This window comes from Hoyosella altamirensis (assembly GCF_014191505.1).
GTDB classification, from domain to species: Bacteria; Actinomycetota; Actinomycetes; order Mycobacteriales; family Mycobacteriaceae; genus Hoyosella; species Hoyosella altamirensis.
In genome coordinates this window covers 816,315-830,259 of record NZ_JACHWS010000002.1, presented here as the reverse complement: position 1 = coordinate 830,259, position 13,945 = coordinate 816,315, and the positions used below count along the sequence as shown (strand labels likewise).

Annotated in this window: 11 protein-coding genes; 7 read left to right on the top strand and 4 right to left on the bottom strand. The window is 60.6% G+C overall.

Going from position 1 to position 13,945, the window contains the following annotated elements; translation table 11 throughout:
- The first annotated feature begins 82 nt into the window (after positions 1–82).
- On the top strand, positions 83–2,155 hold the full coding sequence (locus tag FHU29_RS12675) for a PhoX family protein (protein WP_064439989.1): 2,073 nt from the start codon (positions 83–85) through the stop codon (positions 2,153–2,155).
- Here the strand turns inward: FHU29_RS12675 and FHU29_RS12670 are convergent.
- Both FHU29_RS12670 and FHU29_RS12665 read right to left on the bottom strand, forming a co-directional pair.
- Complete coding sequence (locus tag FHU29_RS12670) at positions 2,152–2,502, bottom strand: hypothetical protein (protein ID WP_064439988.1); 351 nt, start codon at positions 2,500–2,502, stop codon at positions 2,152–2,154. The two genes, FHU29_RS12675 and FHU29_RS12670, sit on opposite strands and share 4 nt — an antisense overlap.
- A 16-nt stretch (positions 2,503–2,518) precedes the next feature.
- A complete protein-coding gene (locus FHU29_RS12665) occupies positions 2,519–4,192 on the bottom strand; it encodes a flavin monoamine oxidase family protein (protein ID WP_064439987.1) in 1,674 nt (557 codons plus the stop codon).
- Positions 4,193–4,549: 357 nt separating this feature from the next.
- Between FHU29_RS12665 and FHU29_RS12660 the strand changes: the two genes are divergently transcribed.
- A complete protein-coding gene (locus FHU29_RS12660; protein ID WP_064439986.1) occupies positions 4,550–5,227 on the top strand; it encodes an SDR family oxidoreductase in 678 nt (225 codons plus the stop codon).
- Positions 5,228–5,237: 10 nt separating this feature from the next.
- On the opposite strand, the gene leuS is transcribed toward FHU29_RS12660, so the two are convergent.
- Positions 5,238–8,153, bottom strand: a complete 2,916-nt coding sequence (gene leuS, locus FHU29_RS12655; RefSeq protein WP_064439985.1) for a leucine--tRNA ligase — start codon at positions 8,151–8,153, stop codon at positions 5,238–5,240.
- A gap of 129 nt (positions 8,154–8,282) precedes the next feature.
- Between leuS and FHU29_RS12650 the strand changes: the two genes are divergently transcribed.
- The 4 genes from FHU29_RS12650 (at position 8,283) to lat (ending at position 11,912) form a co-directional block, all read left to right on the top strand.
- Complete coding sequence (locus FHU29_RS12650; RefSeq protein ID WP_064440093.1) at positions 8,283–8,693, top strand: SdpI family protein; 411 nt, start codon at positions 8,283–8,285, stop codon at positions 8,691–8,693.
- Positions 8,690–9,091 (top strand): VOC family protein, encoded by a 402-nt coding sequence (locus FHU29_RS12645; protein WP_083962262.1) that lies wholly within the window; start codon positions 8,690–8,692, stop codon positions 9,089–9,091. The genes FHU29_RS12650 and FHU29_RS12645 overlap by 4 nt, the downstream gene beginning before the upstream one ends.
- 343 nt (positions 9,092–9,434) lie before the next feature.
- Positions 9,435–10,421: a bile acid:sodium symporter family protein gene (locus FHU29_RS12640; RefSeq protein ID WP_064440092.1), complete on the top strand. Its 987-nt coding sequence runs from the start codon at positions 9,435–9,437 to the stop codon at positions 10,419–10,421.
- A gap of 171 nt (positions 10,422–10,592) precedes the next feature.
- The gene (gene lat / locus FHU29_RS12635; RefSeq protein ID WP_064439984.1) at positions 10,593–11,912 is read left to right on the top strand and encodes an L-lysine 6-transaminase; all 1,320 of its coding nucleotides are present in this window, start codon (positions 10,593–10,595) and stop codon (positions 11,910–11,912) included.
- Here the strand turns inward: lat and FHU29_RS12630 are convergent, their stop codons facing one another.
- Positions 11,913–12,518: a YqgE/AlgH family protein gene (locus FHU29_RS12630; protein ID WP_064439983.1), complete on the bottom strand. Its 606-nt coding sequence runs from the start codon at positions 12,516–12,518 to the stop codon at positions 11,913–11,915.
- Positions 12,519–12,620: 102 nt separating this feature from the next.
- On the opposite strand from FHU29_RS12630, the gene FHU29_RS12625 reads away from it, so the two are divergent.
- Positions 12,621–13,922: an MFS transporter gene (locus FHU29_RS12625; RefSeq protein ID WP_064439982.1), complete on the top strand. Its 1,302-nt coding sequence runs from the start codon at positions 12,621–12,623 to the stop codon at positions 13,920–13,922.
- The last annotated feature ends 23 nt before the right edge of the window (positions 13,923–13,945 follow it).

Below are 13,945 nucleotides of genomic sequence, written 5' to 3'. Positions count from 1 at the left end.
ACCGCACCCTCCCCTGCCGCTTACCTCACGTCTCTACTGTCCGGGACGATCAGCCGCCCGTGATCCGTCGTAGGAGCGATTCGTGACACTGCAGCCCCTGTCCCTGTTTGTCAAACATGATGGGACGTCCTCCCGTTCACACCTGACGTGCCAGTATCGCTGCGGCGACGCATGCTCTCAGCCCGTTCCGAATACGTCCGGCAATCAATACTTTCGGGATGTTGCGCGCGTGGCCCTCAATCGGCGCACCGTCCTTCGCCGGGGTGCGCTCGCTGTGCTCACGGCGAGTGCCGGTGGTTCGCTCCTATCCTTGGGCGCTGGTTCAGCTGCAGCGCAGCCAGGCTCGATCGATGTCGGATCCGGGGATTTCTTACTAGATCTCGTACCTCCCCCTCCCGGACTGGATTTCGAGGCCGTCGCACCGAACAATCGAGACGCACTTGTGGTCCCCTCCGGTTACTCCAGTGGTGTCATCATTCGGTGGGGCGATCCGGTGATGCCAGGAGCGCCGGACTTCGATTTCGGCAATCAAACGGTGGCGGCCCAGGAAAAGCAGTTCGGTTACAACAACGATTTCGCCGCACTTCTGCCGATCGCCGGAGCCCTGAACGAGTACCTCCTGGTCGTCAGCCACGAGTACACCACGGAGCCGGCGATGTTCTTTGGGTACGACGAGGACGAACCGACTGAGGATCAGGTCCGGATTGCGTGGGCCGCGCATGGACTATCAGTCGTGAAGGTGCAAAGTCGCCCGAGCGGTGGTGCTCTCGTTCCTGTGATGTCGAATCTGAACCGCCGCATCACCGCTACGTCCGAGTTCCGGTTGACCGGGCCTGCAGCCGGAAGCCCTCTCGTGCGTACGACTGCGGATCCCACTGGGACGCTGGTGCGCGGTACGCTCAACAACTGCGCGGGCGGCGTAACCCCCTGGGGAACAATTCTTTCCGGCGAGGAGAACTTCAACCAGTATTTCGGCAATGGTGACGGGGTTACTGCGGAGCCGGCGCGCACCCAGTTGCGCAGGTACGGCATCACGGGTGAAACGTCGAACCGTCGCTGGGAGAATTTCGATCCCCGGTTTGATGTGACGAGAGAACTCAACGAGCCCAACCGGTTTGGGTACATCGTCGAGATCGACCCGTGGGATCCCGCGTCAATACCGTTGAAGCACACCGCGATGGGGCGATTCAAACATGAAGGCGCGACCATATACGTCACGGGTGACGGTACGGTCGTCTCGTATATGGGCGACGACGAGCGGTTCGACTACATCTACAAATTCGTTTCGTCAAAGAAGATCATGCCGGGTGACGGGGCGGCGTCGATGCGTCACAATATGACGATTCTCGATGAGGGCACCCTGTATGTCGCGCGATTCCAGGGTAATTCACCAGCGACAGAGATCGACGGTTCAGGACGACTGCCAGCGGATGAAAAGTTTGATGGCAGCGGCGAGTGGCTGCCCCTGTTGCGTGCGGAAGGCGCCGGTGCCACGTCATTTGTGGAGGGCTTCAGCGCTGAGGAAGTCGCCGTTTTCACGCGCCTGGCCGCGGACAAAGTAGGGGCGACAAAAATGGACCGTCCCGAAGACGTCGAGGCGAATCCAAAGACTGGAAAGGTCTACGCGGCGCTGACGAATAACACCCGGCGTGGTACCGGAGGCTATCCACGCGCCGACGAGGCCAACCCCCGCCACACCAACAAGAATGGTCACGTGCTCGAGCTGGAGGACGACCACGCTGGCACAACATTCGCCTGGAACATACTGCTTGTCTGCGGTGACCCCGCGACTGCCGACTCGTACTTTGGTGGTTTCGACAAGTCCCGGGTCAGCCCGATTTCCTGCCCCGACAATGTCGCCTTCGATCCTTTTGGGAACCTTTGGATCGCCACGGACGGAAACGCACTAGGAACGAACGACGGTCTATTTTCCGTGGTGCTGGACGGCCCGCGCCGCGGCGAGACGAAACAGTTTCTGACAGTTCCTGTCGGAGCGGAAACGTGCGGGCCGATCGTAACCGAGGAACGCGTGATCGTCTGCGTCCAGCATCCCGGCGAAAGCGACAACTACACGGCGGAGACACCGGCGTCACACTGGCCAGACGGGGGCACCTCACAGCCGCGACCGGCAGTTGTCGCTGTGTGGAAGAGCTAGCGGGTTTCCGACCACAACATCTGCGTGATGGGCAGCATGCCGCCCTCACCTAGGCATGTGGCGAATGATGGCTGGCCCACGGGCATCCAAGGGCCAGTCACTCGCATCGTGGTGAAACCGTGGCTGCTGCCACCGATTTGCGGGAAGACCCGGTCTACACAATCCATGACGATGCGGTGCTCGCCAGTTCCTTCCATACAGAGTGAAAGCCCAGCCACTCCCATCGGAAGGTACGGGCAGTCGGCGGGTTGCTGCGCTTGACCTGTGGCGCCCGCGGCGAGCATCGTCCCGGCCGCGACCACACCCGCGCACGCCCCAGCGGCCATCAGCCTCACGATTTTCCCCATAGCGCTGATCCCTTCGTCATTTGGTCTGTCCGGGAATGTTATCGAGATCCACTGGTGCAAGCTCGCGAAACCGGTCTCCGGGGCCCGGATTCTCGGAATGGCTCTGCCCGCCTAGCTGTTTCTGTACTGCCCATACTGCGTTCAGGGCAGTAGTTACTGCCCCCTCCGCCCAGCCGGACGTGAATGAGATGTCATCTCCAGCCAGGTAGATTCCTCGATGACGGGCCAGAAAGTGGTCTTGCATGAAGTGTGTGAACAACCGGCGCTGGTACCTGTAGTGCCCTGGAAGGTTGTTTCCGAAGGCACCCATGAAGTTCGGGTCGCTCTCCCACGAGACGGTGATCGGTTTGCCACGAATGTGCGCCGCTATATCGACGTCGGGGTAGATCTTTCGCAATGAGTGCAGCATGAGGCGCACGCGTTCGTCTGGGTCCAGCGCTAGCCACTTCAGCGCATCGTCATTCCAGGTGTAGCTCAGGCAAATCAACGCGGGCCGGCCTGGTCCGTCGTCGAGTAGGTAGGTGGCTCTGGTGAGCCGGTCCGTGAGCGTCATACTCATGACGTCCCGGCTAGTAGTGGGGTCCCGGTCAAGCCAGAACGGCCGGTCGACCATGACGAACGTTTTGGACGACTGCATGTAGTGGCTGCGTTCCATTGCCGCCCAGAGTTCCTGACTAAAAAGGGATTCGTCGCAGTCTATTTGCGCGGAAAGCAACCATGTCTGGCACGTCGCGACGACGGCCGGATACGTCGCAGAGTTCCCGAGGCGGTCCTCAACGCTGATTGCTGTGGGTGATACGCGGTGCACCGCCTTCACACCCACCCGCGGGCCAGCTGGGTGCAACGTGGCGAGCGAGGTTCCGCGTGGCCAGTGCATGAGGCCCGTTGCTGGTTGCTTCCACAACGCACGCGCGACGGTGTCCGCTCCCCCGACGATGCGCCGTTGATCGATGTCCGCGTTGGTGAAGACCACTCGTAGTACTTCGAGGATGGAGTTAGGGAAATCGGTATCCCAGCCGCCCGTACCGAATCCGACTTGGCCGAATGTCTCACGGAACGAGAAGGGCACCGCCCGAAAAGCACGTGAACGGGCTAGGAACCCGTAAAACGACTCGTCGTCGAGTCGGCAGACGAGTTCGTTCCAGAGCAGTTTGATGGCGCGTGTGTCACGCGCACTGATTGCGGCCTGGATCGTTTCGCGCCCTACCTCATCGAGGCAGTCAGCCCAGGCTGCAGCGACGTCCCGGAAAAGCGGAGGAAGGTCGTGAATCGTCTGTGCGTAGTGCCGTACTCCGGCAAGTTCGATGACGGTGCTGGATGTCGCTTGCGACAGCGGATTCGGGAAAGGCCTAGTTCTGACGTCGCACGCATCGACGTAGTGGAAGAACGCTCGGCCTGACGCGGGGAACCGCATGGCCCCGAGATCAGCCGCCGGCGATTCTGGGCCATCGAACCGTACGCTGCGCATCCGACCGCCGAGGTGAGCAGATTCGTACACGACAGGACGTAATCCGAGGCGCATTAGTTCATGGGCCGCGACGAGACCCGCCATCCCGGCTCCGATGACCGCCACTTCCGTCCCATGGGCATCCCGAGGTATGGAGCCGAGACCCGCTCGGTGCGATAGGTACTCGTCGTACGAGAACGGGAAGTCCGGAACGAGCATCGTGAGCAGCGGCGCAGCTGTCATGCCATCTCCGTCGGTCGGGTGCCCGAACCGCAATCTGGGCGGCTTGGCGAGCAGGTGGTTCACCTTACTTGAAAAGGGGTTTTAGGAAGTTTCATTCGAGTGCGAATTCCCGGGCACCCGTCCGGTCATGCGACCGGGCATGCCCGCGGGCGGGCAGCGGTCACGTGGCTGGTCAGGGTCATGGTGCTGCCAGTGGCGTTACGGACCACGCGTACCACCCTTGCGGGGGTTGGTCGCAAACGCATCAAGGTTGGGTTCCGGTTCTCGAACAACCCGCTCGACGCATTGCGCTCATGTAGGGAGATCGAAGTTGCCCACATACAGAGGGATGATTCAGGAGCGACTAGCCTGGCACCTATGCCTGTCGCCCTCATAACCGGAGCAAGTCGTGGCTTAGGCGCTGCGATCGCCCAGGAACTCGAGTCCACACACCGCCTTCTCCTCGGTGGCCGTGATGCTGAGGCGCTGACCCCCCTGGCGGATCACCTGCCGAACGCTCAACCCTGGACAGTGGATCTGACCGACCACGACGCAGTTGAGCGAGCAGCCCGCGAAATCGAAGAATTGGACGTCCTGGTGCACAACGCCGGTTTTGCTCGTATCGGCTCCATCGAAGACACATCGCTCGAGACATGGCGCACCACAATGGAAGTGAACCTCTTTGCGGTAGTTCACCTCACACGAGTCCTGCTCCCGGCACTGCGACGGGCGGGTGGTCACGTAGTTCTCATCAACTCAGGAGCTGGACTGCGCGTCAACCCTGGCTGGAGCGCTTACGCTGCGTCGAAGTTTGCGCTGAGGGCGTTCTCCGACGCCTTGCGAGCCGAAGAGCCGTCGCTGCGGGTTACCTCGATCCACCCGGGCCGAATCGACACCGATATGCAGCGTGCGATCGTCAGCGCCGAGGGGAAGGACGAGTACAACCCCGACGATTTCCTCAAGACATCGACCGTGGCGCTGGCCGTTGGAAATGCCATTCGCACTCCCCGCGATGCACACCCGACAGAAGTGATCCTCCGGCCAGCCAGACGCTAGATGGTGGCCCCTACACCACGATATTCACCATTTTTCCGGGAACGACGATCACCTTTCGCGGGGTCTTCCCTTCGATGATCGCCGTGATTTTTCCGTCTGCCAATGCCGCTTGTTCCACATGTTCGCGGGATGAATCCGCTGGCACTGTGATGCGGCCGCGGACCTTTCCATTCACCTGGATCGGGTATTCGACGGACTCATCCGCCAGCCATCGTTCGTCTGCCCTCGGGAAGGGTCCGTGCGCAAGCGGGGTTTCGTGGCCGAGCCGAGACCACAACTCCTCCGCAACGTGTGGGGCAAGTGGCGCCATCATCAATACGAGCGGTTCGACGGCTGATCGAGGAGCGCCATTCGGGTAGGCCTTGGTGAGGTGGTTCGTCAGTTCGATGAGCTTCGCCCCGGCGGTGTTCATGCGCAGGGACCCATACTCTTCGTCAACTCCGGCGATCGTCCGATTCACGACGCGAAGCGTGGTCTCGTCGAGCTCTCGCTCGACGACTTTCATAACGCCCGATTCTTCATCGATGACGAGGCGCCAGACTCGCTGCAGGAATCGATGGGCGCCGATGACGTCCTTGGTTGCCCACGGCCGGGAGGCGTCGAGAGGTCCCATCGACATCTCGTACACGCGCAACGTGTCGGCACCGAAGTCTTCGGCTATTTCATCAGGAGTGACGGAATTCTTAAGGCTCTTACCCATCTTTCCGTACTCTTGATTGACCTCAACGGTCTGCCCGTCCGGCCCAGTCCAGAAGAACTTATCGCCCTTTTCCTCGACCTCATCGGCCGGAACGTAGACACCACGTGAATCGGTGTAGGCGAACGCTTGAATGTAACCCTGGTTGAAGAGACGCCGATAAGGCTCGACCGAGCTCACGTGCCCCAGGTCATGGAGCACCTTATGCCAGAAGCGCGCGTACAAGAGGTGCAGCACGGCATGTTCGACACCACCGACATAGAGGTCGATTCCTCCGGGGTCGTGTGGACCGTGAATCTCGGGGCGCGGCCCGACCCAGTACGCCTCGTTGTCCTTGGCACAGAACTCGTCCTGATTTGTCGGATCGATGTACCTGAGCTGATACCAGGAACTGCCCGCCCACTGAGGCATGACATTGGTGTCCCGGCGGTAGGTCTTCAGGCCGTCACCCAAGTCAAGCTCGACGTTCACCCAGTCGGTTGCCTTAGCAAGCGGAGGCGACGGCTCCGAGTCCGCATCATCGGGATCAAAAGTGACAGGTGCGTAGTCCGTCAGGTCGGGGAGTTCGACTGGCAGCATCGAGTCCGGTAGCGCGTACGTGACTCCGTCTTCGTCATACACGATGGGGAAGGGTTCGCCCCAATAACGCTGACGAGCGAAAAGCCAGTCCCGCAGCTTGTACTGAACGGTGCCCTTCCCTCTGCCCTGCTCTTCGAGCCACGAGATCACACGGGTTTTCGCATCGTCTACACGAAGGCCGTTGATGTTAAGCCCGCTATCGTTCGCCGAGTTGATACCCACTCCGTCCCCAGTGAACGCTGCGTCGAGCGTTTCCGGTGCCGAAGTGTCGGAATCCTCTGTATCGGCGGCAATCACCCGGACGATTTCCAGACCGAAAGTCGTAGCGAACTCGAAGTCACGAGCGTCGTGCGCAGGAACTGCCATGATCGCGCCGGTCCCGTAGCCGGTCAACACATAATCTGCGATGAAGACCGGGATGTTGTGACCATTGACGGGGTTCGTGGCAAAGGTGCCGAGGAAGACACCCGTCTTGTCTTTGTTCTCTTGGCGTTCCAGGTCCGTTTTCGATGCGATGGAGGCCCGGTATTTCGCCACGGCTTCTGCTGGGCATGCCGCTCCCCCGGTCCATCGGGCGTCTGTACCGGTCGGCCACTCGGCCGAAATCAGAGTGTCAACCAGTTCATGCTCGGGTGCGAGGACCATGTACGTCGCACCGAACAATGTGTCTGGACGCGTGGTGAAGACCTCGATGTCACGTCCAGAGTTGGTCGCGAACTCCACGTTGGCACCACGCGAACGGCCGATCCAGTTGCGCTGCATCGTCTTGACCTTGTCGGGCCAATCAAGCAGATCAAGATCGTCGAGGAGGCGGTCAGCGTAGGTGGTGATTCGCATCATCCACTGCTTCAGCTCTTTGCGGAAAACGGGGAAGTTCCCGCGCTCACTGCGTCCGTCCGCAGTTACCTCCTCATTCGCCAGAACGGTGCCGAGACCAGGGCACCAGTTGACCTGAGCGTTCGAGTGATACACCAGGCGAAACTCTTCGAGGACAGTGTCGCGCTCAGCTCTCGTCAGCTCCGCCCAGTCACGTCCACCGGGCACCGCCCGGGCACCTGACTCGAACTCCGCGATCAGTTCCCCGATCCTGCGGGCACGCCCGAGTTCGCGGTCGTACCACGAGTTGTAAATCTGGAGGAAGATCCACTGTGTCCAGTGGTAGAAATCTGTGTCCGTTGTCGCGACCCGGCGACGCTCGTCGTGCCCCAGGCCGAGACGCCGGATCTGAGCCAGGTAGCGCTCGATATTCGCTTCCGTGGTGGTGCGGGGGTGGGTCCCGGTTTGCACCGCATACTGTTCCGCCGGAAGTCCAAAGCTGTCGAAGCCCATCGTGTGGAGTACGTTGTGGCCGCGCATACGGTGATACCGGGCGTAGACATCGGTTGCGATGAATCCGAGCGGGTGCCCGACATGGAGCCCGGCGCCCGAGGGATACGGGAACATGTCCAGGACAAAAAGCTTGTCCTCGGGGACATCACCTGCGAGTGGTCCCGTCGGGTTTGGCGCATGGAACGACCCGAGTTCGTTCCAGCGCTCCTGCCAGCGGCGCTCGATCTCTCCTGCCAATTCAGCTGTATACCGGAATTGCGGAGTGAGATCGCGTGCGGATGTGTCCGTACCAGTCCTCGTGTTTGTCCCTGAATCACTCACTGTGGCTGTCTACCTACCGAGTCGTCGCGCCGATGGTCCACCACTGGGGCGGACACTGTGCCCCGATAAGAGTAATGGCTACACTGCCCAGATTCCGACTCCGCCGCCTTCCGCCGTATGCTGGTGACCGTGCTTGTCGCTGCAATCGTCCTCCTTGTGCTCGCTGCGTTCTTCATCACCGCCGGGATAGCGGGCGCGATCGAACGTCTCCCACGCAACCGTTTCGCCGGGGTGCGTTCCCCTGAAACGCTCCGCGACGATGACACCTTTCGGGTCGCCAACAAGGTCGCGGCGCCCACAATGATTGGCGCGGGCACCATTCTGGTCATCGGGGCAACAGGCGGCGTGGTGTTGTCCGGCTGGCTGACCGTGGTCGCCATGCTGGCCGCTGTCGTCGCCGCGATCCTGGTTGCCGGGGCGGGGGCCAATCTCGGGATTCGCGCAGCCCGCGCAGTGCCCGCCGCGACAGGCGGCGCGTGCTCGACCTGCAGCGGCTGTTCCATTGCGGAAGCTTGCTCGCCCAAGGAAGGCTGCGCGTGATCACCTTCGGCGCATTCAGCATCTACGTCGATGATCAAGACCAGGCGCTGCGCTTCTATACCGAACTGTTGGGATTCGCCAAGAAGAAAGACCTTCTCGTCGGTGAAGCGCGGTGGCTGACCATCGTTCCTTCTGCGCACGTCGACGGGACAGAGCTTCTTCTTGAGCCCAACGGCAATCCGATTGCGGCAGAGTACCAGAAGAACCTCTACGACGCGCGTATCCCTGCGGCCGTTTTCTCTGTGGACGACTTGGTGGCCGAGCATCGTCGACTTGAGGCGCTTGGCGTAGTTTTCACCATGCGCCCCACTGAGATGGGCGCCAATCTTCAAGCGCTTCTCGATGACGGATGCGGGAATCTGATTCTGCTTAACCAGCCATTGTCCGACGCGACGTAATCCGCTGCCCCCCGCGGCCATGCCCGGACGACCGCCCCGATACTGCCCGGACATGCACGCGGGCGGCACCGGCGGGCGGGACAATAAACCCTGCCCGTTCGGGCATGCTCGGTGAGCTGCTCACACGCTGACCGAACATGCCCGCGGGCAGGCTCACCCATGACCATCACAGACGACAATCGAGGATGTCACCGCTGGGTAACAGTGGCCGACGAAGCTGACGGCCGGAACTCTGGTGCACAGGCGTACGCCTAATTCCGTCACGTGACAGCTTTCGCTTCGCGCAACATCAGTGATACACCTCGCAGAACACAACGCCTATCAAGGTATTAGCGTTGTGTTCGTGAAAAGACTCTCGCGCTACGGCATTGATGGCTTCATCCTTGCGATTTTTGGTGCCGTTGTCATCGCGAGCCTTCTTCCTGCCACGGGAGTATGGGAAACCGTCGCCACTTGGGCAACACGCTTTTGTATCGCGTTGCTTTTCTTTCTGTATGGCACGCGCCTTGCCCCACAAGACGCGCTAAAGGGGCTTACACATTGGCGGCTCCATATCGTCGTACTTGCCGCAACTTTCGTTGTATTTCCGCTCCTAGGAATAGCGATGAAGCCCCTTGAGCCAGGAATAGTCACCCCCGGGCTGTACGCAGGACTGCTATTTCTGTGTCTGCTCCCTTCGACTGTGCAATCCTCAATTGCATTCACCTCAATCGCGCGGGGAAATATAGCCGGAGCAATAGTCAGTGCATCCGCGTCAAACCTTCTCGGTGTCTTCCTGACCCCCCTGCTCGTGATCATGCTCATGAACACGACCGGGCATGCCCAAGTCAGTCCCAGCGCGGTAATCAACATAGTTCTGCAGATTCTCTTGCCCTTTTTGGCCGGTCAGCTAGCTCGACCATTTATTGGCGGATTTCTCATCAAACACGCACGCCCGACGCGCTTGGTTGACCGGACATCAATCGTGCTGGTCGTGTATGCAGCATTTAGCGAGAGCATGCGTGAAGGTATCTGGCAGATCGTCGAAGTCCGCCACGTCATCATCATCGTGTTCATCAGTTGCGTCCTCTTGAGCGTTGTCCTTCTCCTGACCGCATTCGCCGGTCGATTGCTGAAGTTCTCGCGAGAGGATCAGATCGTCATCCTCTTCTGCGGCTCCAAGAAGTCCCTTGCAAGCGGGCTGCCGATGGCTACCGTGCTCTTCGCCGGTCAGTCCGTCGGTCTGATCATCCTTCCGCTGATGATCTTCCATCAGATCCAGCTGGTTGTGTGTGCGATCCTGGCGTCACGGATTGGACATGCCCACGAGCAGGGCGATCGTGCCGATTGATCAGGGGTTTTCTCCGGTCCGATGTGTCACGTAGGTGGACGTGGGCACGCGCGGGCATGCCCACGATCAGGCCTGCACGCCCACCCCGCCCGGACAGGTGATCGGGCTCCTGATCGAGCACACCCACCTCAATAGGGGAGGGGAGAGGGCCGGTAGCAATACCATAGAGAGATGAGCCTGGTGCCAAGCGAGGTCCATCCCACGATCGCTCGGTCGATGCTTGCGGACGGATTCGACATTGTCCTCGATCTAGCCCGCTCACACGGATCGTGGATCGTCGATGCACAGACCGGAACCCGCTATCTCGACATGTTCACATTCTTCGCTTCATCGGCGCTCGGAATGAATCACCCCGGACTGACCGAGGACGAGCAGTTCCGAAGTGAACTATTGCTCGCCGCGTACAACAAGCCTTCCAACTCGGATATGTACACCGTTGCCATGGCTGAGTTTGTTCAAACGTTCACGCGCGTGCTCGGTGATGATCGTTTGCCGCACCTTTTCTTCATTGAGGGGGGTGCAAACGCCGTTGAGAATGCTCTCAAAACTGCCTTCGACTGGAAGAGCCGACTCAACGAAGCCTGCGGTCGTGATCCCAGGCTCGGGATGCGAGTAATGCATCTCAATGACGCATTTCACGGACGCACCGGATATACCTTGTCGCTCACAAACACGGAGCCGATCAAGACTGCTCGCTTTCCAAAGTTTGATTGGCCACGAATTACCAATCCCTATCCCGGTACCGATCGCAGCGGGCACGCTCGCGACATCGAGATGCTGGAGGAACACGCGCTCGAGCAGGCCCGGGCGGTGTTCGCCAAGAATCCCCATGACATCGCGTGCTTTATCGCCGAGCCAATCCAGGGGGAGGGCGGCGACCACCATTTGCGGGCACATTTTCTGCAAGCCATGCAGGACCTGTGTCACAAGAATGACACGCTCTTTATCCTGGACGAGGTCCAGACAGGCTGTGGCATGACTGGCTCAGCATGGGCGTACCAGCAGCTCGGGTTAGAGCCCGATGTCATCGCGTTCGGGAAAAAGACTCACGTCTGCGGAATCATGGCAGGCGGCCGCGTCGATGAGATACCCGACAACGTCTTCCACGTGAGCTCACGAATCAACTCGACGTTCGGGGCAAGCCTGACGGACATGGTGCGCGCACGCCGCATTCTCGAGATTATTGAAACCAGTGACCTGATCAGGAGAGCTAAGGATCTTGGTACCCACCTCGTCGCGCGCCTCCAAGAGGTCGCGTCGCGGCATCCGATCGTGACCGATCCCCGTGGGCGGGGGCTCATGTGTGCGGTCACGCTCGCGGACGGGGGAGTACGGGACGAGGTACTCCGAGAACTGCGCATCCGCGAGCACGTCCTACTGCTTCCGTGCGGAGAGCGCAGCGTGCGGTTCCGACCGTCGCTCACAGTCACAAAGGACGAGCTTGACGCAGCAGTATCTGCCTTAGACCGCACACTGCTCCGCCACCGCTGATCAGTTACGGTCAAGCTCTATCGGGTGGGTCGCAAGCATCGCCAGGGGCACCGACTGCCGTCGAAGCACTCTGCCCCACAGGTCAGCGCGGGCAGGTGCGAGCACGTCCGCGGGCAGGCTGGGCATGACCATCCAGTCGTCGCGGGCGAGTTCAGAATCTAGCTGTCCGGTTGTCCATCCCGCATATCCGACAAAGATCCGCAGACCGGCCAGCACCGGAGCCATGTCCTCAGGGTCCGCATCGAGGTCGATCATCACAACGCGGCCCTCGACTGCCCTAATACCCTCTAGGCCGTCAATGTGGGTTCCGGGACGCAACACTCCCAGGCAGATTGCTGAATCGCGTTTGACAGGCCCACCGATGAAAAGCGCCTTCGGGCGCGCTGACAGTGCGGTCCACTGTGGAAGTACGTTGTGAACCGCAGTTTCGCTAGCGCGGTTAAGCACAACACCCAGGCTGCCCGACTCGTTGTGCTCGATGACGTAGATAACCGTGCGACGGAACGTAGGCTCAAGCAGGTCCGTCGAAGCAAGCAGCAGGCTGCCCGGTTTCACAGTCCGATCGAGTCGTGCCCGATAGTCCTCAGGATCTTCCCAGCTCGACACATCCCTATCATGGCACCGGAAAGCGAAGAGTTCTTGCTGATCGCCGCACCATCCGCAAACAGCGAGGCGGGAACAGAGAAATGAGGAACCTTGACGAATCGGATGTCGGAGTTTGCCGACGCGATGCGTCATTCTCCCGGCCTTGCCCGGCTCGCTGTCGTGCGCTGGGTCAATCAGTTCGGTGACGGTTTCTTTCAGGCCGCGCTTGGTGGCGCGATTCTCTTCAATCCCGAGCGGCAGACCGAACCCATCGCAATCGCTGTCGGCTTCGTCGTCCTGCTGCTGCCGTACTCACTGATCGGCCCGTTCATCGGTACCATGCTCGATCGGTGGGATCGCCGCCTAGTCATCGTTTGGGCTGCGGTGATCCGGTGTGGCCTCGTCGCCGCCGCGAGCATCGTGCTCTTTGCGTCAATCAACGGTCCAATACTCCTTCTGATCGCCTTAGCCGCGATAGGTGTGAGCAGATTCGTGCTCTCGGGTCTTTCCGCATCGCTGCCCAACGTGGTTGCGCAACAGCACCTGGTGCCAGCCAATGCGGTCCTTGTCACGCTCGGGGCCGGGTTCGCCGGACTGGGCGCCTCCGCATCGATACTGGTTGTTTCGCTTGTGGGGGAGGGGGACGTCGGATCGGGCACAGCAACCGCGGTTTCCATATTGGCGCCGCTCGCTGGTGGAGTGGCCGCCTGGGGGTTCGCGCAAGGGTCACTCGGGCCTGGCCGGCTGACGATGTTGTTGACGCGTTCGCAACGAACATGGCGTACCGAGGTCGCTGCCGTGGCCACCGGCCTTGCCACTGGCGCGCGTGCGGTTTGGCACTCACCTGGTGTAACCACAGCACTCGCAGCACTCGGCGCGCACCGCATCACATTCGGAGTCAATACGCTGATCATGGTTCTGCTACTGCAGGACCCAGAAGGATCACTGCGACTCCCGGGAGGACTCGCGGGGTTCGGACTCGCGATCGCCGCTACCGCGACGGGGATGGTCATAGCAGCTGTCCTCATGCCGTTTGTTATTCCGCGCCTCGGACGGACCAGAACAATCGTCTCCGGCGTGATTCTCGCCCTGGCAGCGCAGGTCGTGTTCGTCCGCATGCTCGATCAAGATTCTCTGATCATCGCCGCATTCCTATTTGGGATCGCGGGGCAGTCGATCAAACTATGCAGCGACGCCGCGATGCAGATTGAGATTCCGGACGGCAAGCGTGGCCGGGTTTTCGCGCTGCAAGACATGGTCTTCAATGCGGCGTTTGTCGCGGCGATCGCGATCGCGGCATCGTTCGTCGCTCCAGACGGCAGATCAATTTCCCTTGTTTACGCTGGCGCGGTGATCTACGCCCTCGCGCTGGCCGGTATCGCCCTCAATGCCCGGCGACGCGTGCGTAATCGCTGGTTCTGGTGAGGCGAACAGTAATCAGCTGTCGT